This is a genomic window from Rhizobium sp. BE258 (assembly GCF_031457345.1).
Taxonomy (GTDB): Bacteria; Pseudomonadota; Alphaproteobacteria; order Rhizobiales; family Rhizobiaceae; genus Rhizobium.
Genome location: NZ_JAVDWL010000002.1, coordinates 209,696 through 229,934, shown reverse-complemented (window position 1 = coordinate 229,934; position 20,239 = coordinate 209,696). Strand labels below are relative to the sequence as shown.

Annotated in this window: 24 protein-coding genes; 14 read left to right on the top strand and 10 right to left on the bottom strand. The window is 62.2% G+C overall.

Annotation, left to right across the window (positions count from 1 at the left end; translation table 11 throughout):
• Window positions 1–2: 2 nt before the first annotated feature.
• A complete protein-coding gene (locus J2X43_RS06375; protein WP_112386518.1) occupies window positions 3–881 on the top strand; it encodes a cytochrome c oxidase subunit 3 in 879 nt (292 codons plus the stop codon).
• A gap of 62 nt (window positions 882–943) precedes the next feature.
• Here J2X43_RS06375 and J2X43_RS06370 read toward each other — a convergent pair whose 3' ends face one another.
• Complete coding sequence (locus J2X43_RS06370) at window positions 944–1,585, bottom strand: phosphotransferase-like protein (protein ID WP_310291895.1); 642 nt, start codon at window positions 1,583–1,585, stop codon at window positions 944–946.
• Between the two features lie 128 nt (window positions 1,586–1,713).
• Between J2X43_RS06370 and J2X43_RS06365 the strand changes: the two genes are divergently transcribed.
• The 6 genes from J2X43_RS06365 to J2X43_RS06340 all read left to right on the top strand — a co-directional run bounded on the left by J2X43_RS06365 (window position 1,714) and on the right by J2X43_RS06340 (window position 6,353).
• Complete coding sequence (locus tag J2X43_RS06365) at window positions 1,714–2,094, top strand: DUF983 domain-containing protein (RefSeq protein WP_112386517.1); 381 nt, start codon at window positions 1,714–1,716, stop codon at window positions 2,092–2,094.
• A gap of 1 nt (window position 2,095) precedes the next feature.
• On the top strand, window positions 2,096–2,845 hold the full coding sequence (locus J2X43_RS06360; RefSeq protein WP_405049577.1) for an SURF1 family protein: 750 nt from the start codon (window positions 2,096–2,098) through the stop codon (window positions 2,843–2,845).
• 62 nt (window positions 2,846–2,907) lie between these two features.
• Window positions 2,908–3,909, top strand: a complete 1,002-nt coding sequence (gene ispH / locus J2X43_RS06355; RefSeq protein WP_112386516.1) for a 4-hydroxy-3-methylbut-2-enyl diphosphate reductase — start codon at window positions 2,908–2,910, stop codon at window positions 3,907–3,909.
• Between the two features lie 213 nt (window positions 3,910–4,122).
• Window positions 4,123–5,088 carry a homoserine kinase gene (locus J2X43_RS06350; RefSeq protein ID WP_310291889.1) on the top strand — a complete coding sequence of 322 codons (966 nt, stop codon included), beginning with the start codon at window positions 4,123–4,125 and terminating at the stop codon, window positions 5,086–5,088.
• Window positions 5,085–5,525 (top strand): ribonuclease HI, encoded by a 441-nt coding sequence (rnhA, locus tag J2X43_RS06345; protein ID WP_112386446.1) that lies wholly within the window; start codon window positions 5,085–5,087, stop codon window positions 5,523–5,525. Before J2X43_RS06350 ends, rnhA begins: the two co-directional genes overlap by 4 nt.
• A gap of 24 nt (window positions 5,526–5,549) precedes the next feature.
• Window positions 5,550–6,353, top strand: coding sequence for an endonuclease/exonuclease/phosphatase family protein (locus tag J2X43_RS06340; RefSeq protein ID WP_310291886.1), 804 nt, complete (start codon window positions 5,550–5,552; stop codon window positions 6,351–6,353).
• On the opposite strand, the gene J2X43_RS06335 is transcribed toward J2X43_RS06340, so the two are convergent.
• Entirely contained in the window at window positions 6,350–8,245 is a 1,896-nt protein-coding gene (locus J2X43_RS06335; protein WP_310291883.1) for a diguanylate cyclase, read from the bottom strand. The two genes, J2X43_RS06340 and J2X43_RS06335, sit on opposite strands and share 4 nt — an antisense overlap.
• 198 nt (window positions 8,246–8,443) lie before the next feature.
• Here J2X43_RS06335 and J2X43_RS06330 point away from each other — a divergent pair, with 198 nt between their 5' ends.
• Window positions 8,444–8,881 carry a DoxX family protein gene (locus J2X43_RS06330; RefSeq protein ID WP_310291881.1) on the top strand — a complete coding sequence of 146 codons (438 nt, stop codon included), beginning with the start codon at window positions 8,444–8,446 and terminating at the stop codon, window positions 8,879–8,881.
• A 60-nt stretch (window positions 8,882–8,941) separates the two neighbouring features.
• Here the strand turns inward: J2X43_RS06330 and J2X43_RS06325 are convergent, their stop codons facing one another.
• On the bottom strand, window positions 8,942–10,384 hold the full coding sequence (locus J2X43_RS06325) for an FAD-binding oxidoreductase (RefSeq protein ID WP_310291879.1): 1,443 nt from the start codon (window positions 10,382–10,384) through the stop codon (window positions 8,942–8,944).
• Between the two features lie 248 nt (window positions 10,385–10,632).
• Here J2X43_RS06325 and J2X43_RS06320 point away from each other — a divergent pair, with 248 nt between their 5' ends.
• Complete coding sequence (locus J2X43_RS06320) at window positions 10,633–10,941, top strand: Dabb family protein (RefSeq protein WP_310291876.1); 309 nt, start codon at window positions 10,633–10,635, stop codon at window positions 10,939–10,941.
• A gap of 36 nt (window positions 10,942–10,977) precedes the next feature.
• Here J2X43_RS06320 and J2X43_RS06315 read toward each other — a convergent pair whose 3' ends face one another.
• Genes J2X43_RS06315 through J2X43_RS06305 form a run of 3 tightly spaced genes read right to left on the bottom strand, consistent with a single transcriptional unit; the run spans window position 10,978 to window position 13,502 of the window.
• The gene (locus J2X43_RS06315) at window positions 10,978–11,877 is read right to left on the bottom strand and encodes a metal ABC transporter solute-binding protein, Zn/Mn family (RefSeq protein WP_310291873.1); all 900 of its coding nucleotides are present in this window, start codon (window positions 11,875–11,877) and stop codon (window positions 10,978–10,980) included.
• Window positions 11,878–11,892: 15 nt separating this feature from the next.
• Window positions 11,893–12,765: a metal ABC transporter permease gene (locus J2X43_RS06310; RefSeq protein WP_310291871.1), complete on the bottom strand. Its 873-nt coding sequence runs from the start codon at window positions 12,763–12,765 to the stop codon at window positions 11,893–11,895.
• The gene (locus tag J2X43_RS06305) at window positions 12,762–13,502 is read right to left on the bottom strand and encodes an ABC transporter ATP-binding protein (RefSeq protein ID WP_310291870.1); all 741 of its coding nucleotides are present in this window, start codon (window positions 13,500–13,502) and stop codon (window positions 12,762–12,764) included. The genes J2X43_RS06310 and J2X43_RS06305 overlap by 4 nt, the downstream gene beginning before the upstream one ends.
• 243 nt (window positions 13,503–13,745) lie before the next feature.
• On the opposite strand from J2X43_RS06305, the gene J2X43_RS06300 reads away from it, so the two are divergent.
• The gene (locus J2X43_RS06300) at window positions 13,746–13,988 is read left to right on the top strand and encodes a type II toxin-antitoxin system ParD family antitoxin (protein ID WP_310291867.1); all 243 of its coding nucleotides are present in this window, start codon (window positions 13,746–13,748) and stop codon (window positions 13,986–13,988) included.
• Window positions 13,989–14,218: 230 nt separating this feature from the next.
• On the opposite strand, the gene J2X43_RS06295 is transcribed toward J2X43_RS06300, so the two are convergent.
• Together J2X43_RS06295 and J2X43_RS06290 are read right to left on the bottom strand one after the other, a co-directional pair.
• Window positions 14,219–14,704, bottom strand: a complete 486-nt coding sequence (locus J2X43_RS06295; RefSeq protein WP_112518223.1) for a peroxiredoxin — start codon at window positions 14,702–14,704, stop codon at window positions 14,219–14,221.
• A 66-nt stretch (window positions 14,705–14,770) separates the two neighbouring features.
• Window positions 14,771–15,607, bottom strand: coding sequence for a protein-disulfide reductase DsbD domain-containing protein (locus tag J2X43_RS06290; RefSeq protein ID WP_310291864.1), 837 nt, complete (start codon window positions 15,605–15,607; stop codon window positions 14,771–14,773).
• A 142-nt stretch (window positions 15,608–15,749) separates the two neighbouring features.
• Here J2X43_RS06290 and J2X43_RS06285 point away from each other — a divergent pair, with 142 nt between their 5' ends.
• The 3 genes from J2X43_RS06285 (at window position 15,750) to J2X43_RS06275 (ending at window position 17,805) form a co-directional block, all read left to right on the top strand.
• The gene (locus J2X43_RS06285) at window positions 15,750–16,355 is read left to right on the top strand and encodes a YqgE/AlgH family protein (RefSeq protein WP_112386436.1); all 606 of its coding nucleotides are present in this window, start codon (window positions 15,750–15,752) and stop codon (window positions 16,353–16,355) included.
• 87 nt (window positions 16,356–16,442) lie between these two features.
• A complete protein-coding gene (locus J2X43_RS06280) occupies window positions 16,443–16,634 on the top strand; it encodes a CsbD family protein (protein WP_112386435.1) in 192 nt (63 codons plus the stop codon).
• Window positions 16,635–16,719: 85 nt separating this feature from the next.
• A complete protein-coding gene (locus J2X43_RS06275; RefSeq protein WP_310291861.1) occupies window positions 16,720–17,805 on the top strand; it encodes a putative zinc-binding metallopeptidase in 1,086 nt (361 codons plus the stop codon).
• On the opposite strand, the gene J2X43_RS06270 is transcribed toward J2X43_RS06275, so the two are convergent.
• Window positions 17,802–18,395 (bottom strand): TetR/AcrR family transcriptional regulator, encoded by a 594-nt coding sequence (locus J2X43_RS06270; protein WP_310291859.1) that lies wholly within the window; start codon window positions 18,393–18,395, stop codon window positions 17,802–17,804. The genes J2X43_RS06275 and J2X43_RS06270 overlap by 4 nt on opposite strands.
• Before the next feature lie 196 nt (window positions 18,396–18,591).
• Here J2X43_RS06270 and J2X43_RS06265 point away from each other — a divergent pair, with 196 nt between their 5' ends.
• A complete protein-coding gene (locus J2X43_RS06265; protein ID WP_310291856.1) occupies window positions 18,592–18,990 on the top strand; it encodes a RidA family protein in 399 nt (132 codons plus the stop codon).
• A 64-nt stretch (window positions 18,991–19,054) separates the two neighbouring features.
• On the opposite strand, the gene J2X43_RS06260 is transcribed toward J2X43_RS06265, so the two are convergent.
• The gene (locus J2X43_RS06260) at window positions 19,055–20,155 is read right to left on the bottom strand and encodes a porin (RefSeq protein ID WP_112518162.1); all 1,101 of its coding nucleotides are present in this window, start codon (window positions 20,153–20,155) and stop codon (window positions 19,055–19,057) included.
• Between the last annotated feature and the right edge of the window lie 84 nt (window positions 20,156–20,239).

Sequence of the window (20,239 nt, the reverse complement as noted above, 5' to 3'; positions counted from 1 at the left end):
AGATGGCCGACGCGCATCAGAAAAACCACGACTACCATATCATTGATCCGAGCCCGTGGCCGCTGCTCGCCTCGATCGGCGCCTTCATCATCACCTTCGGTGGCGTCGGATTCATGCGCTACATCAACGGCGGATCGCTGCACCTGTTCGGCATCGAATGGGCGCATCCGTGGCTGTTCTTCATCGGTCTCGCGCTGATCCTCTACGTCATGTACGGCTGGTGGGCCGATACGGTGAAGGAAGCCCACGAGGGCGCGCATACCCGCGTCGTCTCGCTGCACCTTCGCTACGGCATGATCATGTTCATCGCTTCCGAAGTGATGTTCTTCGTTGCCTGGTTCTGGGCCTATTTCGACGCCAGCCTCTATCCGCATGAAGCCATTCAGGCCTCGCGCCTCGCCTTCACCGGCGGCGTATGGCCGCCGAAGGGCATAGAGGTTCTCGATCCCTGGCACCTGCCGATCTACAACACCGTCATCCTGCTTCTCTCGGGCACGACGGTCACCTGGGCACACCACGCCCTGCTGCACAACGACCGCAAGGGCCTCATCCAGGGCCTGACGCTCACCGTTCTGCTCGGCATCCTGTTCTCCTGCGTCCAGGCCTACGAATACGCCCACGCTCCGTTCGCCTTCAAGGCATCGATCTACGGCGCGACCTTCTTCATGGCGACCGGCTTCCACGGTTTCCACGTTCTGGTCGGCACGATCTTCCTGATCGTCTGCCTGATCCGCGCCATCCGCGGCGACTTCACGCCGAAGCAGCATTTCGGCTTCGAGGCTGCGGCCTGGTACTGGCACTTCGTCGACGTCGTCTGGCTGTTCCTGTTCTTCTCCATCTACATCTGGGGTGGATGGGGCGCACCGGTCGCCCACGGCTGATCCGGCCGAAAGGCTGATATTGAAAAAGGCGGGTGCCACTGGCGCCCGCCTTTTTCTTTGCTCTATCGCAGCCCGGCGATCCGCTCGAAGGCGGAAGGTTCGGGAATGCCGATGTCGAGCTGATGGCGGATCGCCTCGGCGCACTCATAGGGCGTCAGCACCGACGTATCGAGCTCGAGATCGTAGATGCCGGGCTTGTGAACCTCTTCCTGCCAGCGGCGCACGGCTTCGGGAACCGCTGTTTCGGCCGTCGCCTTGGCATAGAGTTCTTCGCGGCCGGGCTCGTCGATCTCCCGCCGCTTCATGATGACGTCGAGCGGACAGCGTACGCCGACGAACAGTACCGGAAAGCCTTCGAGACGCCTGGCGCAATCGGCCAGAATGCCGAGCGGCTGCGAGTACGCGTCGTGATGGCCGAGATCGGCGACGACATTGAGCCCGAGCCCGGCATGGATGGCGATCGATTCGTAGAGCGCCGCATAGAAAAACGGCACCAGTTCCTCGAGATCGGGACGCTCGCCGCCGGGCCTGAGGCCGATGCCCGGCAGATACTCGGCCGGCGTCATCGCATTGTAGCCGTCGACCCCGAGATTCATCCAGGGGCCGTCGAATTGTTGCTGGATCGCCCTCGCGATCGTGGTTTTGCCGCTGCGCGGCGCGCCGTTCAAAATGACGATCTGCGCGGCGGTGTTGTCGTTGTCCATGCGTCTTCTTCTTCTGTTTGGCGCGAATCGCTGAGGCGAAATCGCGCAGGTATTTCCCTTCGTCCTGCGGATACTCTATGGGAGAGTTAAGGCGGCTTTAGGTGAGATCGCCGCTATCGGGAATGGGTATGAAAGAAGACACAGCTCTTTTTCCACCGGTCGATCCGGTGAAGACCGGCATCAAGGGCTGCTGCCCGCGCTGCGGCAACGGCAAGCTGTTCGATGGCATGCTGTCGCTGAAGCCGCGATGCGCCGCCTGCGGGCTGGATTATGCATTTGCTGATTCGGGCGATGGCCCGGCCGTCTTCGTCATCCTTATCGTGGGCTTCATCGTCATCGGCTCGGTGCTCTGGCTGGAGGTCAACTATTCGCCGCCGATCTGGCTGCATATCCTGCTCTTCGGTCCGTTGACGATCATCCTGTCGCTGCTGACCCTGCGCTGGTGCAAGGGCATCCTGATCGCCATGCAATACCGCCACAATGCCCGCGAAGGACGCCTGAGTGACTGACATGAACATTCCGGCCACGCGCCGCAAGCTGCCTGTTTTCACCGGCATCGTGGTGCTGATTGCGCTCGCCATCCTGATTTCGCTCGGCACCTGGCAGGTCGAGCGGCTGCACTGGAAGGAAGGCCTTCTCGCCGACATCGCTTCGCGCCGAACCTCGGCCCCCGTCGAGCTCTCCGCCATCGAGGCGATGCACGCCGGTGGCACCGATATCGAATACCGCCCGGTCACCGTCACTGGCCGCTACGTCAACAACAAGGAACGGCACTTCTTCGCCACCTGGCGCGGCCAGACCGGCTTCTACGTCTATACCCCGCTGGAAATGGCGGACGGGCGTTATCTCTTCGTCAATCGCGGCTTCGTTCCCTATGAGAACAAGGAGCCGGAGATGCGCATGCAGGGCCAGCTGACCGGCCAGCAGACCGTCACCGGTCTTGCCCGCAATCGCTTGCCCGGCAAGCCGTCCTGGGTCGTGCCCGAAAACGATCTCGCCAAGAATGTCTTCTATTGGAAGGACATCGACGCGATGACGTCGAGCGACGGTTTCGATCCGGCGAAAGTCGTGCCCTTCTTCGTCGATGCGGACTCGACGCCGAACCCGAAAGGCATGCCGATCGGCGGCGTCACCGAAATCGATCTGCCGAACAACCACCTTGAATATGCCTTCACCTGGTATGGCTTGGCGGCAGTGCTCGTCGGCATCGTCGGCGTTTCCTGGTTCCGCAAGCGCGGCGGCAACGCACCGGCGCAATAGTATCGCTTCAATTTCTTCCTATATTGGGCTAGACACCCGAGACGATGGATACCGGACGCAAGATGAACATAGCAGCGAAACCTCCTCTGACGATCAGGCTTTGCGGGCCGCGTGGCTTCTGTGCCGGCGTCGACCGTGCCATCCAGATCGTCGTTCTGGCGCTGAAATCCTACGGCGCACCTGTCTACGTCCGTCACGAGATCGTTCACAACCGCTACGTCGTCGAGGGCCTGGAAGCCAAGGGCGCCGTCTTCGTCGAGGAGCTGAACGAGATCCCGGAAGAGCATCGCGCCCAGCCGGTGGTGTTCTCCGCGCATGGCGTTCCGAAGTCGGTCCCTGAAGATGCCAACAGCCGCAACCTCTTCTATCTCGATGCCACATGTCCGCTGGTCTCCAAGGTCCACAAGCAGGCGATGCGCCACAACCGCCTCGGCCGCCATGTCGTCCTGATCGGCCATGCCGGACACCCCGAGGTCATCGGCACCATGGGCCAGCTGCCCGAGGGCTCGGTCTCGCTGATCGAGACCGTCGAGGACGCCGACACCTACGAGCCCGCCGATCCCGATAATCTCGGCTACGTAACGCAGACGACGCTCTCGGTCGACGATACCGCTGGCGTCATCGCAAGGCTGCAGCAGCGCTTCCCGAACCTGACTGCACCTGCTGCCGATTCGATCTGCTATGCCACGACCAACCGCCAGGAGGTGGTGAAGCAGGCGGCTCCCGGCTGCGACCTCTTCATCATCGTCGGCGCCCCGAATTCCTCCAACTCCAAGCGGCTTGTCGAAGTGGCGCTGAGGGCAGGGGCGAAGAAATCGATCCTCGTGCAGCGCGCCTCCGAGCTCAACTGGGACGACATCGGCCACATCTCGACGCTCGGCCTCTCCGCAGGCGCTTCGGCCCCCGAAGTCATCGTCAACGAAATCATCGAGGCCTTCCGCGCCCGTTTCGATGCGCAGGTGGAGCTGGCCGAGACGGTACAGGAAAACGAGCATTTCCTCGTCAATCGCGAGCTGCGCAATATCGAGCTGACATCGGCGGATATGGCGTTTGTGAATGGGTAGTGTTCTGTCGGAGGGCGTGATACCCCCCTCTGTCCTGCCGGACATCTCCCCCTCAAGGGGGGAGATCAGCTGGGAGAAATCGCTCGCTCGACATCAATTGTTTGGGGAAACCCTCACCATCTGCCGATCTCCCCCCTTGAGGGGGAGATGCCCGGCAGGGCAGAGGGGGGTATCATCTCCGAGCGACCACCCAACCCGAAACGAGACCCCACCTTGGCCGTTTACACCGATATCTCCGAAGACGATCTGAAGTGGTTCCTGACGGAATATGATGCTGGCGAGCTGCTCTCCTACAAGGGGATTGCCGAGGGCGTCGAGAATTCGAATTTCCTGCTGCACACCACGAAGGATCCGTTGATCCTGACGCTCTATGAGAAGCGCGTCGAAAAGAACGATCTGCCGTTCTTCCTCGGGCTGATGCAGCATCTCTCCGCCGGCGGCCTGTCCTGCCCGCTGCCATTGCCGCGCAAGGATGGCGCGCTACTCGGCCATCTGTCGGAGCGCCCGGCGGCGCTGATCTCCTTCCTCGAAGGCATGTGGCTGCGCAAGCCGGAATCCAGGCACTGCCGCGAGGTCGGCAGGGCCCTGGCGCAGATGCACATTGCCGGCGAAGGCTTCGAGTTGAAGCGCCCGAATGCGTTGTCGATCGATGGCTGGAAGGTTCTTTGGGACAAGTCAGAGGCCCGCGCTGACGAGGTGGAAAAGGGGCTGTCGGCTGAGGTGCGCGGCGAGATGGATTTCCTCTCCGCCCACTGGCCGCGGGAGCTGCCGTCAGGCGTCATCCATGCCGATCTCTTCCCCGACAACGTCTTCTTCCTCGGCGACCAGCTTTCGGGTCTGATCGACTTCTATTTCGCCTGCAACGACCTGCTGGCCTATGACGTCTCGATCATCCTCAATGCCTGGTGCTTCGAAAAGGACGGCGCCTACAACATCACCAAGGGCACGGCGATGCTGGAGGGCTACCAGAGTGTCCGCCCGCTCAGCGAAGCCGAACGTGCCGCTCTGCCGATCCTGTCGCGCGGCTCGGCGCTGCGTTTCTTCCTGACCCGCCTCTACGACTGGCTGACGACTCCCGAGGGCGCCATGGTCACCAAGAAGGATCCGCTCGAATATCTGCGCAAGCTGCGCTTCCACCGCCAGATCAAGTCTGCCGCAGAATACGGGCTTTCCGAATGAAACATGTCGATATCTTCACCGATGGCGCCTGCTCGGGCAATCCCGGTCCCGGCGGCTGGGGTGCGATCCTGCGTTATGGCGAGGTCGAGAAGGAACTGTCTGGCGGCGAAGCCGAGACCACCAACAACCGTATGGAATTGCTGGCGGCGATCTCGGCGCTTTCGGCCCTCAACAGCGCCTGCGAAGTCGATCTCCACACCGACAGCAAATACGTCATGGACGGCATCTCCAAGTGGATCTTCGGCTGGAAGAAGAACGGCTGGAAGACCGCCGACAAGAAGCCGGTGAAGAACGGCGAGCTGTGGCAGGCACTCGATGCCGCCAACCAGCGCCACAAGGTCAAGTGGCACTGGGTCAAGGGCCATGCCGGCCACCCGGAAAACGAGCGCGCCGACGAACTGGCACGCATGGGCATGGCCCCCTACAAAAAGAAATAGGCCGGGCAGAGCGGGGGAGGCATCGTGCGGATCATCTCGTTGAATGCCTGGGGCGGCAAGATCTACCAGCCGCTGATCGAGTATCTCGCCACCGCGGGTGCGGATGTGCTCTGCCTGCAGGAAATCACCCGCTCGTCAGGTGTCACGGCGGATTGGCTGGAATATCGCGACGGCAGCCATATCCTGCCGCAGCGTCCCAATCTCTTCGATGATCTGAAGGCCGTGCTGCCTGAGCATGACGGCTTTTTCGCCCCGTCAACGCGCGGCGAGCTGTTCGATGGCGATCGCGCCGTCACCTCGGAATTCGGCCTTGCCACCTTCATCCACCGCTCCCTGGCGATCACCGGCCAGGCAGCGGATTTCGTCCATGGCAGCTTCTCGCCGGACGGATACGGCGCCCATCCGCGTGCGCGCAACGCGCATGTCGTCAGGCTCTTCGACTATGCCACGGGCCGCACCGTGACCATCGCGCAGCTGCACGGTCTGCGTGACATGGCGGGCAAGGGCGACACGCCTGAAAGGATAGCGCAGGCCGAAGCGCTGGTGGCGCTGATCGGCCGCATCCACCGGCAGGGCGATCCGCTCGTTGTCTGCGGCGACTTCAATGTCCTGCCCGAAAGCTCCACCTTCGAGATCCTCGGCAGGCTCGGCCTCACCGATCTCGTGACCTCCCGCGGCTTTCAGGGCACGCGAACGTCTCTCTATCCGAAAGAGGGGAAGTTTGCTGACTACATGCTGGTCTCGGCAGATGTCGAGGTCACCCGCTTCGAGGTCGTCAGCACGCCCGAAGTCTCCGATCACTGCGCCCTGATGCTGGAGGTCGCCTAGCCGTTTACGGCGCGCGCGCTGCTCGGCGATTCCCACACCGACACCCGGTCGCGCCCGCCACGCTTGGCATCGTAAAGCGCCTCGTCGGCATGCTGCATGAATTCGGAGGGCGTGGTCGCCCGGCCGCGGCTCTGCTTGACGGCAACGCCGACGCTCGCCGTCACCCGGTCGAATTCGCTGCCGGTATGCGGCAGGTTCAACGCGTGCAGCGCGTCGCGGAACTGTCCGGCGACACGGCAGGCATCGGCTTCGTCGGCCTCCGGCATCAGCACCACGAACTCTTCGCCGCCGAAACGGGCAACAATATCGGTGTCGCGTCTTGCCGCCTTGCGCAGGCAGTCGGTCACCGCCTTCAGGCATTCGTCCCCGGCCAGATGGCCGTAGGTATCGTTATAGGCCTTGAAGCGGTCGACATCGATCATCAGCAGGCTGAGCGGCGTGCGCTCGCGAACACTGCGGGCGAGCGCCAGCGCCAGGGCTTCGTCGAAGGCGCGGCGGTTGACGATGCCCGTCAGGCCGTCGGTTTCGGCGAGGCTCTTCATCCGGTTAGCAACGGCGCGCAGCGAATGCTCTGCCTGCTTCATGGCGGTCACGTCGGAGACGACGACAAGCGCCATGCCATCGGCCGTCATGCGCGTACGCAGGCTCAGCCAGCGGCCGTCATAGAGATCGATTTCCTCGTCCTTGTCGCGGTGCAGGTCGCGCGCGGCGGTCTCGATCCATTGCTCATCGACGGCAACGGGAAAGTTGCGGCGCTCCTGCGTTTCGATGGCCTTCCGCAGGATATCGCGGATATTGTAGCCGGCGACGCGCACGACGCCTGAGAGCGGGAAGAGGTTGGAATATTGCGGGTTGGCATAAACAAGCTTGCCCTGCGGATCATACATCGCAAATCCGTCCGACATGCCGGACATCGCATGCGACAGCATGTTGCGGTTGTCGCGCAGCTCCCGCTCGATGCGGCGCTCCTCCGTAATATCGCGGGTTACGCCGGCAAGCCCGATGATGACGCCGTCGCGGTCGCGCAGCGGCACTTTCGAGGTGCGGAACCAGTGTTCCCGCTCGCCCTGCATCAGGGATTCGATTTTGTTGATCTGCGCTTCGCCCCGGCGCATCAGGTCCTGCTCTTCGGCAAACAGCACTTCGGCGCGGCGTTGTGTGGCGATGTGGAAATCCGTGGTGCCGATCATTGCTTCCGGCGAGCTGAAATGGTGGTGCTCGGCGACATTGCGATTGACCACGACGAACACGCTGTCGCGGTTCTTGACGTATTGGAAATCCGGCGTCTGCGTCAGCGCCGCGGTCAGCAGATCACGGTCCTGCGCCATGTTCTCGAACTGCAGGAGCAGCGAACCGGCAACGGCGATAGCACCGAAATTCAGGACGATGGCGGGAATGCCGACGAGCTGCAGCGTCATGGCGCTGACCTGATTGGGAAGGATCAGCATCGTCGCCAGCAGCGTCAGCGAGACGGTGGCGCCGAGAATGAAGATATCGCTGAGCTTCGCCTTGCGCCGCTTCTGCAATATGCGCAGCGTCAGCGAGACCGCACCGGCGCAGGCAATGCTGATCACGCCATCAACCGCACCCGACCCACCCATATAGAGCCGGAAGGCGACGGCCATGGGGATCGTCAGAATGGCCGAAGGTGCGCCGCCGAACAGCGCCGATATCGCCACTAGCGAATAACGCAGGTCGATGAACACGCCGTTGCTCAGCGGCACCGACATCATCATCGAGGCCATCGTTCCGGCCCCCATGACGGCGCCGAAGGCGAGCTTGGTATGCAGATCGATGAGCTGACGGAATCGGAAATAGATGTGAGCCCAGACCGAGATCACCAATGCAACGATGGCAAGATTGCCCGTTAGTATTTGCCAGGTTGTATTCATACAGTACAAGTGAACCCAGACGCGCCAATCCCCGCATTTCTAAGGCTTTTTCCTTTCAACGGGTTTAACTTAGCGATGGCTATACAAGAAAATCATGCGTCAAACTTAAACGCCTGAAACGGCTGTGTTCCAAACGGACACATCCAGAAGCCGCCGGCTTTCGTATCGATCTTTATTGAGCGACGATCCGAGGATGAGATGGCTGTGCATGCAGGAACCTGGCTTGAGCCATCCCTGGAACCGAGACTTTGGTGGCGCGTCGCGCTGTCGGCGATCTATCTGATCGCCGGTGTCCTGCACATGCTGCTGCCGGGGCCATTTCTGCGGATCATGCCAGCCCTCGTGCCGTTTCCAGCCTCTGTGATTTTCGTGACGGGCGCGTGCGAGGTTGCGGGCGCCGCCGGCCTGCTGTCGTCGCCCTATCGCGCTGCCGCCGGCATTGGGCTCGCCGCCTACGCGGTCTGCGTCTACCCAGCCAATATCAAGCATGCGATCGATGGGTTGTCGGCGGTGGACGCAAGCATCTACGCCTGGCTTTACCATGTGCCGAGGCTTGCCTTTCAGCCTGTCCTCGTCTGGTGGGCACTTTATGCCGGAGGCGTCATCGACTGGCCCTTCGCGCTACCCAAAGCTTAAGCGGCTGGCGGTTCGCGGCCGCCAGCCGTGTGTTTCGGGCGCACCTGCCGCCAGCGCGCCTCAGCTGGCCGCCCGCATCTCCGCCAGAGGTTTCACATTCTGGTTCATCCGGAAGAGATTCTGCGGATCATAGCGTCTCTTGATTTCCGCGAGACGCCGGTAGTTCATGCCATAAGCCGCTTCCACGCGATCGGCCTCGTCTTCTGGCATGAAATTGATATAGGCCGTGCCGATCGCATGCGGCCTCGTTGCCTCGAACAGACCCTTTGCCCACCCGATACAGGTCTGGTCCATCCCCTTTTCCCGCCAGCGTGCGTGGACGTTCATCACGAAATGCGAGCTGCGCTGCGGGAAGGCCGTGGCCTCGTGGCCGATCCGTCCTGCCGCGCCGCCGACATGGCCGATGAAGATCTCGCATTCCGGCCCTGGCAGCTTGCGCACGGCATCGAGCAGCACGGAGATGGCAGGATCGGAAAGCCGCGCAAAATCCTGGCTCTTCCAGTAATTGCGCGCTCCGGGTGTCAGAAGCGGATCGAAGGCCTGCTGCCAGGCGGCGAAAGGCGCCGGTCCGACGACATCGGCAATCGGCTTGCCGATCGACCGCAACCCGGCGGTCGCCGTCTCACCGGCCTGCAGATTGCCGCAATAGCACATGGCAAGCACCAGCACCTCCTTGCCATGCCACTCGGCAGGCAGGAACGGCAACGGCGGCGCCTTGCGCATCACGGCCCAGCAGGTCAGTTCGTCAGGCGCCGTTTCCAACTGTTGGCGATATTGCCTGAGCACCATCTCCGCATCCGCGAAAGGATGGACGACGAGCCCCGCCAGCACCTCTCCCGGCAGATCATGCAGCCGGAATTCGAACGAGGTGACCACGCCGAAATTGCCGCCGCCGCCGCGCAGCGCCCAGAACAGCTCCGGCTCTTCCTTTTCGCTGACGCGTTTCAGTTCGCCTGCCGCGGTCACGACGTCCACCGAGATCAGATTGTCGAGCGTCAGCCCGAATTTCCGGGTCGTCCAGCCGAAACCGCCGCCGAGCGTCAGCCCGGCAATGCCTGTCGTAGAGTTGATGCCGGTCGGCAGAACAAGTCCGAAGGCCTGCGTCTCCGCATCGACATCGGCCAGTGTCGCACCGGGCTCCACCCGCATGCGCCGCGTCGCGGGATCGACCCAGACGGATCGCATCGCCGACAGGTCGATGACGACGCCGCCATCGCAGATCGCATTGCCGGCAATGTTGTGGCCGCCGCCGCGGATCGCCAGAAGCAGGCCGTTGTCACGCGCAAAACGCACCGCCTTGACGGCATCACCAGCACCGGCGCAGCGCACGATCATTGCCGGACGCCGGTCGATCATACTGTTCCAGATCGTTCGCGCCTCGTCGTAATCGGCATCGTCCCTGGTAATCAGCCGCCCGCGCAATGCGGCGGCGAACGCCTCTATGGTACTGCCCTTCACCCTGGTTTGGCCCCGTTGCAGGGTCGTGAGGTTCAAGTCGTCCATGATGTCCTCCCTGCGGCAGGAAGCCCCGTCCCCGCCGGGGCCGCATTTTGCGCTCCCCGGCCATGGTTAACAAGATATCGCTAATAAATGTATCCAGCGATGGAGCGGGCCGTTTTGGCGCCCGCCTGGCGTGTTTTTATGCCGTTCATCTGCAAGCGAGGGACTATGGCTGGCCTTTGTGCCGCACGGGGTTGCCCTCGGTGGCTTTCCCACTATTCTGGCCGCAACGAAAACAGGGAGGCCACCATATGATCCTGCATTGCGTATTCTTGCGGCTGAAGGCCGCGATGACGGCCGAGGAGAAGCAGGCTCTGTTCGAATCGGTCGTGGCGCTGAAGCAGGTCATTCCCGGCATCATCGACATCCAGCATGGGCCGAACGTCTCGCCCGAAGGGCTGCATGGCGGCTTCGTCGATGGCTTTGCCGTGACATTCGAGAGCCCTGAGGCGCGCGATGCCTATCTCGTCCATCCGGAGCATGTGACGGTCGGCCAGCGCATCGTCGAATCCGTCGATGGCGGCCTTGGCGGCCTGCTGGTCTTCGATCTGAATATCTGAAAGAAAGGCCGCGGATTGCTCCGCGGCCCAAGCTCCTCAGCTCGACTTTGCGATCGCCGCGGTGATCTGGTCGACATTGTACCGGAACATCTTCTCGTAGGTCGGAGCCGGTCCCTTGGCGTCGGAGAGAGACTCGACATAGAGCTCGCCGCCCGGCTCTGCGCCGGTTGCCTTGGCCACCTGCTTGACGAGACGCGGATCGTTGGAGTTCTCGAAGAAATACGTCTTCACATGCTCGGTCTTGATCTGTTCGATCAGCTTGGCAACGTCGGCGGCCGACGCTTCTGTTTCGGTGGAGACGCCGAGCGGTGCCAGGAAGCTCACCTTGTATTCGCGGCCGAAATAGCCGAAGGCGTCGTGGCTGGTCAGCACCTTGCGCCGGTCTTCAGGCATCGCGTCGAACTTCGCATGCGCATAGCTGTTCAGCTCGTCCAGCGTCTTGGTGTAGCGCTCGGCATTGGTCCTGAAGGCTGCGGCATCGGCAGGATCGGCATCCGATAGCGCCTTTTCGATGTTCTTTACCCAGATCTTCACGTTGACCGGACTGTTCCACACATGCGGATCGGTCACGGTCTTGCCGTCCTCTTCCATGGTGCGGGTGTCGATGCCTTCCGAGACGGTCACTGGCGTGCCCTTGTAGCCGGAGGCGGTGATCAGCCGGTCCATCCAGCCTTCCAGGCCCTCGCCGCTGACGAAGGTGACCTGCGCTGCCTTCAGGTGCTTGGCATCGGCAGGCGACGGTTCGAATTCATGGGGGTCGCCGTTCGGGCCGACCAGGCTGGTCACTGTCACATGATCGCCGCCGACCTGTTTAACGACGTCGGCAAGCACAGTGAAGGAGGCAACGGTCTTCAGCGTTTCCGCCGAAGCCGGCATCGCCGAAGCGGCAATCAGCGCGGGCAATGCGGCTGACAGAAGCAGGGTTTTGGATCTCATGATGGTCTCCTTTGTTCAGCCCTTGAGATGCGGGCGGGGAAAATAGCGCCGGGCAAGGCCGGACGGTGCGAAGAAGATCGAAAGCGCGTAGAAGCCCGCCGCCGTCATGATGATCGTCGGCCCCGAGGCGAGTTCGAGATGGTAGGAGGCGACAAGGCCGAGATAGCCGGATGCCGTGGCGCTGACCGCGGCAATGGTCATCATCCGGGGCAGGCTGCGCGACCAGAGCTGCGCGATCGCCGCCGGCAGCATCATCAGCCCTACTGCCATCAGCGTGCCGAGTGCCTGGAAGCTCGCAACGAGATTGAGCACGACGAGCAGCAGGAAAAGGAAGTGATAGAGCAGACCGCGCCCGCCGACGGCGCGCAGATAGCCGGGATCGAAACACTCGGCGACCAGCGGCCGATAGATGATCGCAAGTGCCAAAAGCGTCACCGACGTGATCGCACCGATCTGCGTCAGGGCAGGGGTGTCTATCGCCAGGATTGTGCCGAACAGCACATGCAGCAGATCGATGTTCGAGCCACGCAGCGAGACGATGAGGACGCCGAGCGCCAGCGAAATCAGGTAGAAGCTCGCAAAACTGGCGTCCTCCTGCAGCACCGTCACGCGGCTGACGACGCCTGAAAGCAGCGCCACCGAAAGCCCGGCGACGAGCCCGCCGATTCCCATCGCCGTGAGCGACAGGGACCCGGCAACGAGATAGCCGATCGCCGCCCCTGGCAGCACCGCATGGCTCATCGCATCGCCGACAAGGCTCATGCGCCGGAGCATCAGGAACACGCCGATCGGCCCGGAGCCGAGGCCGAGGCAGAGGCAGGCGGCGAGCGCGCGTCGCATGAAACCGTAATCGGCGAAAGGCGCCAGAAAGATATCGTAGGCGGTCATGCGGCGGGCTCGCAGATAGCGGCGTCTTCGTCCCAGCGTTCGGCCATCGCCCGCGCCGTCATCAGATTCGCCGCCGACATCACCTCCGCCGTCGGCCCCCAGCCGATCAGCTCGCGGGCGATCAGCATTGTCTCGGGGAAATGTGCCCGGACCTGCTCGAAATCGTGCAGCACCGCGATCACCGTCCGCCCATCGCCATGCCAGCGCGCCACGATGTCGAGAAGGTCGCGGGTGGTGCGCGCGTCGATCGCCGTGAAAGGTTCGTCGAGCAGGATAACCTTGGCGTCCTGCAGCAGCAGCCGGGCAAACAGCACGCGCTGGAACTGCCCTGCCGACAGCGCGCCGATATGCCGGTTCTCGAAACCGTCGAGCCCGACGGCTGACAGCGCCTCGAGCGCCTTCTGCAGCTCGTTCGCGGCCACCCGTCCGAAGGCCCCAGCCTGCCGCCAGGCGCCCAGCATCACGGTATCCAGAACCGAGATTGGAAAGCGCCGGTTGATATCGGCAGCCTGCGGCAGATAGCCGAAGTCGAGCCGTGCCAGCCGGTGACGAATCTGCCCCGCCGCCGGCCTGATCTCGCCGATGAGCGCCTTCAGCAACGTCGATTTACCTGCCCCATTTGGCCCGGCAATCGCCGTCAGGCTGCCCTCGCGAAGGCTGCCGGACACATGATGTACCGCCGGATGCCGGTCGTAGCTGACTGTCAGGTTATCGAGCTCGATGAGAACGGCACTCACGGCAGGATCACCGCCCAATGGATCGCCAGCCACAGCGCGGCGATCATCAACAACACGAAACCGGCACGCACGGCAGCGGATTGCCGGAGCAGGTTGGGAAAGGGGCGGGGCATCGAAGCGCTTTCTAAAATGTAATAACATAACAGTTATGTTATAACGAGTATGGCAAAAGCACGGCGGATGCAAGCGGGAGGGTGTAGCGCCAACGACTTTCTATTAGCCTGTCAGAAAGGGAGCTTCGCCATGAAGGTATCGATCGAAAAGCAGTGGGAAGATTTCGTCGAGAGATTGGTCGCCGAGGGGCGCTGCCACTCAGCCGAACAGGTCGTCAGCGTGGGATTGAGCCTCGTCGCTCAGCAAGAGGCTAGGCTCGATGGCTTGCACGCGATCATCGATGCGTCAATTGCTGCGGGCGGAGACATCAGCGATGACGAGCTGGGAGCAGTGCTGGAAACTCGGATCGCTTGCCTGAGAGCCCAACGCTAACCAGATGCTCGCACCTATCCTCCCTCATTCCTGTGCTCGTCACAGGAATCCAGTCACCGCGCGTCGGCGCGGTGGGGAGAGTCTTTCAGCCCAAGGACTTGGGCTGGCTGGATGCCTGTGACAAGCACAGGCATGAGGGATATGTCTTGCCAAGGGACACCCATCCCTAGTGTGGATCGGCATCTCCAAAAAGAAAGCGGCGGAACCGGCCCGCCGCCAACTGAAATAGCTTACAGCTGCTCGATCATCGCAGCCGCGCCCGAGACCGTCGCCTGGCCGGGGCTTTCCTCGACGTTCAGCGATTTCACGACACCATCCTCGACAAGCATCGAATAGCGCTTCGAGCGTACGCCAAGGCCGCCAGCCGAGAGGTCGGCTTCCAGGCCGAGTGCCTTGGTGAAACCCGCATCCCAGTCTGCAAGGAAGTGGATCTTGCCGAGGCCGCCGGATTGCTGCGCCCAGGCGCCCATCACGTGCCAGTCGTTGACGGCGACCACGGCGATATCGTCGACGCCCTTGCCGAGAATGGTATCGCGATTTTCGAGATAGCCCGGCAGATGGTTCAGCGAGCAGGTGGGGGTGAAGGCGCCGGGAACGGCGAAGAGCACGACCCGCTTGCCCTTGAACAGCTGTTCGGTCGAGGTCTCGACCGGGCCGTCCGATGTCTTTTCCTTGAAGGTGGCGGCCGGAAGGCTGTCGCCGATTGCGATGGTCATGAAACTCTCCTCGTTCGGATGATCAAGCGGCACAGGCCGCAGGCTGGCGGCGACTATAAAAGCCGCTCATTCAAAGGCAAGCGGTGTCTCCATGGCGCGATCGCCGTCGATGACGAGCGCACTCCAGCGCTTGCCCGAGATGCTGTAGTTCTTCGGCAGCTTGCCGATCGCCACGGAGGTCGAGAAGGTCTTGCCGTCGCGCTTGCTCATCAGTTGCTTGGTGAAGACATAGCCGCTCGGCCCGGTAACGATCACCGCCGGCGCCGTGTCGCCGCCGCCGGGCAGCGCGATGTCGAGCCAGAGTTCCTTCATGTCGGGCGAAAGCCTATGCGACACCACCTTGAAGTCCGCGGATGCTGCTTCCGGCAGCGATGCCTCGGCCGTCTTCAGCAACGCTTCCTCCTCCGGCCGCGATTGCTTCGCACTCGACAGCAGCAGCGAAAACGCCGCCTGGAAGGGCACGCAAAGATCCTTGCAGATGCCGATGAAGGCTGTCGCCTTGATTTCGGCGGCTTGGTCTTCCGCCTTGAATGTCAGCGGCAGGATGACGGGCGCGTCATAGGCGATGTCGTCCACCTTGCCGTCATTGATATGCTTCGGCACCGGATAGCGCACCTCCGTCAGCGTCATGCCGCTTCCGGGCGCAACGCTGATCTGCGGCGGAATACCGCTGTTTCCGGGTTCCCGCCAATAGGTGATCCAGCCGGCTTTCGGCTCGATCTGCAGGCCGCCATGAACCGTTCCATCACGCTCCGGCGGCAGCGCGATCAGCCGCATGCGGCCGCCTTCGTTGTCGACCCAGGGGCTCATCTCCGCCCATGCGGTGCCTGCCAGGCAGCCTGAGGCTGCGGCATAAAGACAGAGGAGCCGGGCGCTGCCGGATGCGAAAGAAATAATCGTCATGGAACAAAGGTTTATCGAAAACTGCACCAGCCTGCCACAAGGACAGCAGGTCTATTTCTTCATTTTCGGTTGATTGATTTGTGACATTGCCCCATGTTTCCACTGTCGGGGCCTTTTCACCGGTCTGGCAGCAGGAGGAATTATGTCCTTATCGACGCTGAAGAACAGACGGGAACGTGGCTTTTTCGACGGGCAGTTCCTCATTGCCATGCCTGGCATGGAAGACAGGAATTTTGCGCGCACGGTCGTCTATATCTGCGCCCATTCCGACGCCGGAGCCATGGGTTTCGTCATCAACAGGCCGCAGAGCCTGACATTTACCGATGTGCTGCTGCATCTCGACATGATCAAGGACAGCGATTCCATCGTGCTGCCCGATTTCGCGCGCGATTTCCCGATCCAGACCGGCGGCCCGGTCGAGAGCGGCCGCGGTTTCGTGCTGCATTCCGACGATTATCTGAGCGATTCCAGCATCCCGGTCAGCGACGATATCTGCCTGACGGCAACGCTCGATATCGTTCGCGCCATCTCCAAGGGCGGCGGCCCGAAGCGGGCGACTATGCTGCTCGGCTATTCTTCGTGGGGGGCCGGACAGCTCGAGAGCGAAGTCGGAAACAACGGCTGGCTGACCTGCGCCGCCAACGAGACGCTGATCTTCGATCGCGGCCTCGATGACAAATATGAACGTGCTCTTGCGGGCATGGGTGTGACGGCGGCGATGCTTTCCGCTGATGCCGGCCACGCCTGAATTTCTTCGGAACGAAATCTGACAGGCGACGTTTCCTCTCCGCAAACCCGGGCAAACCTGCCCGGTGCGATTTAGGAGGCATCTCACATGGGTAGCACCAGCGACAAGATTTCCGGCAAGACCAACGAAATTGCAGGCAAGGCCAAGCAGGCCATCGGCAAGGCCACCGACGATCACAGCCTGCAGGCCAAGGGCGCCGTGCAGGAAGGCAAGGGCAAAGCCCAGGTCGCCGCAGGCAAGGCCAAGGACAAGCTGAAGGGCGCCGTCGATCGGCTCTGATCCTTCAACGATTTCAATGACAATGCCTGTTGCGCCTCCGCGCGGCAGGCATTTTTAGTCCGTACGCTATGCTTGGGGTAGTGCCATGAGGCTTTTCGACTGCGACAATTGCGATCAGGTCGTCCATTTCGACAATCGCCAATGTGTTCGCTGCAATCACCGGCTGGGTTTCCTGCCCGGCGACATGACGATGCATGCGCTGGAGCCGCGGGACGAGACCGCCTGGCAGCTGGTGGCCCGGCCGGAGCGCACGGTCCGCTTTTGCGCCAATGCTGGCCTCGATATCTGCAACTGGCTTGTCGCGTCCGACGATCAGAACCCATTCTGCATCGCCTGCCGTCACAACCGGCTGGTACCCAACATCAACACGCAGGACGGCATCGACCGGTGGCGGCGCATCAGCCAGGCGCAGCGCCATCTGTTTTACTCGCTGTTGCGTCTCAATCTGCCGCATCCCGACCGCGAGCAGGATCCGCAGGGCGGCCTTGTCTTCGATTTCCTCGAAGACACGGTTCAGTTCGACGGCAATGTCGTTCCGGCGATGACCGGTCACGAGGAGGGGCTGATCGCCATCCGCGCCGCCGAGGCCGATGATGTGACGCGCGAGCTCGCCCGCAGCGCCATGGACGAGAATTACCGCACGCTGCTCGGTCATTTCCGCCACGAGACTGGCCACTTCATCTGGAACAAGCTGGTGCGCGACCGCGGCGCCTTCGATGCCTTCCGCGCCACCTTCGGCGACGAGCGTCAGGATTATGGCGCAGCCCTGCAGAGCCACTATGCCAATGGTGCGCCCGCCGGATGGCAGGAAAGCTATATCAGCGCCTATGCCGCCTCTCACCCATGGGAGGATTTCGCCGAGTGTTTTGCGCACTATCTCCACATCGTCGACACGCTGGAAACGGCGCGCGCCTTCGGCATCGCCATCGATCCGCGTGGTCATGAGGAAATGGCGGCGGAGGTGGACTTTCAGCCCTACCGTGCAAAGAGCGCCGGACAGCTGATCAGCGCCTGGATACCGCTCAGCGTTGCCATCAATGCCATTCAGCGCAGCATGGGGCAGCCGGATGCCTATCCCTTCGTGCTGTCACCGCCGGTCGTTGCCAAGCTCGAATATCTCCACGCGCTCATCCAGAGCGCCACGGAGGCGTCGCAGCGCTTTGCCGCCTAGGCGGTTTTCAGCAGCCCGCCGGTCAGCTGGCGAAAGGCATCGACGACATTGGCAAGCACGGTTTCCGGGTCATCCGCTGCGGCAATCCACAGGGCGGCATTGAGGGCGGCGCCATTGACGAGCCGCGCCGCAGCTTCGGCATTCACGGGCTTCACCGTTCCGTCGTCGATCAGCGCCTGGATCGTCTGCGCCGTCGTGCGCAGGCAGGCGTTCTGGTTTTCCCATTGCGAGGGGTCGCCGAGAACGGCGGGCCCGTCGAGCAGCATGATCCGCTGGATTTCGGGCTCCAGCGACATTTCTATATAGGCGATGGCTTCGGCCACGAACCCTTCCCAGGGAGTGGCCGCGGCTGCATGCGCCGCGCGCATCCGCACGAGGATTTCGGCATCCATCTGGTCGATCACCGCCTGCAGCAGACCTTTCTTGTCACCGAAATTGTGATAGAGCGCGCCGCGCGTAAGCCCCGCTTCCGCGGTGAGATCATCCATCGACGATCCGGAGTAACCCTTTGTCGCAAAAGCCTTTCTGGCCGCCTGGATCAGCTTCGCCCGGGTCTCTTCCATCATTTCCGCACGGCGTTTTCCAGCCACGGCGTTCTCCTCGAAGTTCACATACGCCACGTATGCGTATTGACATACGAAATGTATGCCAAATATATGGACATACGGAGCGTATATCAATTGCGCCCCGCATTGTGAAGCGCGGACCTCGCTGGAGAACACGGCAAATGGAACGGGAAGGCGATCGCGTCTGCCCGAGGGTCCGCTATTGTCATCAGGAGTGAACATGACCAAACGCGAAGCAATCTTCCCGGCCGGCCGCCACGCGCTTTATGCCGAACACCGCTATTCCGCAGCGATCCGCTCCGGTGATCTGCTGTTCGTCTCGGGGCAGGTGGGCAGCCATGCCGACGGCTCGCCGGAGCCCGACTTCGCCCGCCAGGTGGAACTGGCCTTCGAGAACCTGAAGGCCGTCCTGAAGGCTGCGGGCGCGACGCTCGATGACGTCATCGACGTCACGACCTTCCACACCGACCCGCAAAATCAATTCGAAACGATCATGGCGGTGCGCAACCGCATCATCGGCGAGCCGCCTTATCCGAACTGGACTGCCGTCGGCGTCAACTGGCTGGCAGGCTTCGATTTCGAGATCAAGGTGATCGCAAGGGTTCCGCAGGCAGCCTGAGCAAGGCCCAAAAGCAAGAGACCCGGCGTCGAGCCGGGTCTCTCTGGTCGCGATGCCGAGAGGTTCAGAAATCCCGCTCCAGCCGGACGAAGCCTTCGACATAATGCGAGTCGTCGGTGCCCGGAAAGTCGTGGTTCTCCGCCACATAGGTCGCAGCCGTATGCAGGGTCAGGTCGTCGACGATCTTGTAGTCGAACGTCACGCCGCCGCGCCACATGCTGCCATTGTGATATTCGTCGTCGGCCTCGCGGATCCTGCCGCTGTACTGCGCCTCCGGCGTCACGGTGAACTTGTCGTTGATCTTCAGGGCATATTGCGCAATCACCGACCATTCGCTGGCTTGGTAATAGGTATTCGGGCCGCTCGAATAGATGCCGGCAAGCTCGAACAGGCCGGGGCCGATTTCCGCTCCCATGCGGGCTGTGACGGAACCGTCCTGCATGGCAGCGTCATAGCCGCCATAGACCTGCCAGGTGAACCCGCCAGCCTTGCCGCCGACCATGGCGTCTATGCCGAGACCTCTCTCGGCTCCGTCGAAGTCCGCAGGGAGTTCATCCAGCGACAGGCCAGCATTGAAGCTGTCGCTGTCATATTCGTAGCGGATCGCGTTCCATTTGGTGTCGTTACCGGTCATTAGATCGGATTCACCGGAGAAGTCGTTGTCCCACCAGCTCGCGAAGCGGCCGGCGCGGATACCGGCAAGCTCCAGATAGGCTTCGTCGATGATCGTATTGTCCGTGCCATAGGCGGCGGCATTCGACCAGCCGACAAACTCGGTGGTACGCGTGGCAGGGCCGCCGCCGCCATAATAGTTGGATTCGAGAACGATGCGGCTCGTCAGCGGGCCGTATTCGGTGTCGCTCTTGGCATCGACGCTCACATGGGCGCGGGTGTGGCTTTCCCAGTCCTCGCCGCCGGCGCCACCCGGCCCGTTGTTCTCATAGCCGTCCCCAAAGCCGTAGCCGACTTCGAAGCGCAGATAGCCGCCGATCTTCAGGCAGGTTTCGGTGCCTGGAATGTAGAAGTAGCCTGTTCCGTACGCGTCGCAGACGCGGACATATTCCACGGATTCCGGCTCGGCGGCGACGATGGCGTCGGCAGCTTGAGCGCCGGAAACTGCTGCAAATGCAGCAGCGGAGCCGAGAAGTAGGCTCTTGATGTTCATGCTGTGTCTCCGTTTTGCAGACCGGCACTGTGGCTGGCCCGTATGTGGCGCGAGGCGTGCGGTGCCGCGAGGGGGACGCCGGAG

What these genes read in the sequence shown, in the direction of transcription:
- J2X43_RS06375 (WP_112386518.1), top strand. Translation starts at nt 3, where the DNA reads ATGGCCGACGCGCATCAGAAAAACCACGACTACCATATCATTGATCCG.
- J2X43_RS06370 (WP_310291895.1), bottom strand. Translation starts at nt 1,585, where the DNA reads ATGGACAACGACAACACCGCCGCGCAGATCGTCATTTTGAACGGCGCG.
- J2X43_RS06365 (WP_112386517.1), top strand. Translation starts at nt 1,714, where the DNA reads ATGAAAGAAGACACAGCTCTTTTTCCACCGGTCGATCCGGTGAAGACC.
- J2X43_RS06360 (WP_405049577.1), top strand. Translation starts at nt 2,096, where the DNA reads ATGAACATTCCGGCCACGCGCCGCAAGCTGCCTGTTTTCACCGGCATC.
- ispH (WP_112386516.1), top strand. Translation starts at nt 2,908, where the DNA reads ATGAACATAGCAGCGAAACCTCCTCTGACGATCAGGCTTTGCGGGCCG.
- rnhA (WP_112386446.1), top strand. Translation starts at nt 5,085, where the DNA reads ATGAAACATGTCGATATCTTCACCGATGGCGCCTGCTCGGGCAATCCC.
- J2X43_RS06335 (WP_310291883.1), bottom strand. Translation starts at nt 8,245, where the DNA reads ATGAATACAACCTGGCAAATACTAACGGGCAATCTTGCCATCGTTGCA.
- J2X43_RS06330 (WP_310291881.1), top strand. Translation starts at nt 8,444, where the DNA reads ATGGCTGTGCATGCAGGAACCTGGCTTGAGCCATCCCTGGAACCGAGA.
- J2X43_RS06325 (WP_310291879.1), bottom strand. Translation starts at nt 10,384, where the DNA reads ATGGACGACTTGAACCTCACGACCCTGCAACGGGGCCAAACCAGGGTG.
- J2X43_RS06320 (WP_310291876.1), top strand. Translation starts at nt 10,633, where the DNA reads ATGATCCTGCATTGCGTATTCTTGCGGCTGAAGGCCGCGATGACGGCC.
- J2X43_RS06315 (WP_310291873.1), bottom strand. Translation starts at nt 11,877, where the DNA reads ATGAGATCCAAAACCCTGCTTCTGTCAGCCGCATTGCCCGCGCTGATT.
- J2X43_RS06310 (WP_310291871.1), bottom strand. Translation starts at nt 12,765, where the DNA reads ATGACCGCCTACGATATCTTTCTGGCGCCTTTCGCCGATTACGGTTTC.
- J2X43_RS06300 (WP_310291867.1), top strand. Translation starts at nt 13,746, where the DNA reads ATGAAGGTATCGATCGAAAAGCAGTGGGAAGATTTCGTCGAGAGATTG.
- J2X43_RS06295 (WP_112518223.1), bottom strand. Translation starts at nt 14,704, where the DNA reads ATGACCATCGCAATCGGCGACAGCCTTCCGGCCGCCACCTTCAAGGAA.
- J2X43_RS06290 (WP_310291864.1), bottom strand. Translation starts at nt 15,607, where the DNA reads ATGACGATTATTTCTTTCGCATCCGGCAGCGCCCGGCTCCTCTGTCTT.
- J2X43_RS06285 (WP_112386436.1), top strand. Translation starts at nt 15,750, where the DNA reads ATGTCCTTATCGACGCTGAAGAACAGACGGGAACGTGGCTTTTTCGAC.
- J2X43_RS06280 (WP_112386435.1), top strand. Translation starts at nt 16,443, where the DNA reads ATGGGTAGCACCAGCGACAAGATTTCCGGCAAGACCAACGAAATTGCA.
- J2X43_RS06275 (WP_310291861.1), top strand. Translation starts at nt 16,720, where the DNA reads ATGAGGCTTTTCGACTGCGACAATTGCGATCAGGTCGTCCATTTCGAC.
- J2X43_RS06265 (WP_310291856.1), top strand. Translation starts at nt 18,592, where the DNA reads ATGACCAAACGCGAAGCAATCTTCCCGGCCGGCCGCCACGCGCTTTAT.
- J2X43_RS06260 (WP_112518162.1), bottom strand. Translation starts at nt 20,155, where the DNA reads ATGAACATCAAGAGCCTACTTCTCGGCTCCGCTGCTGCATTTGCAGCA.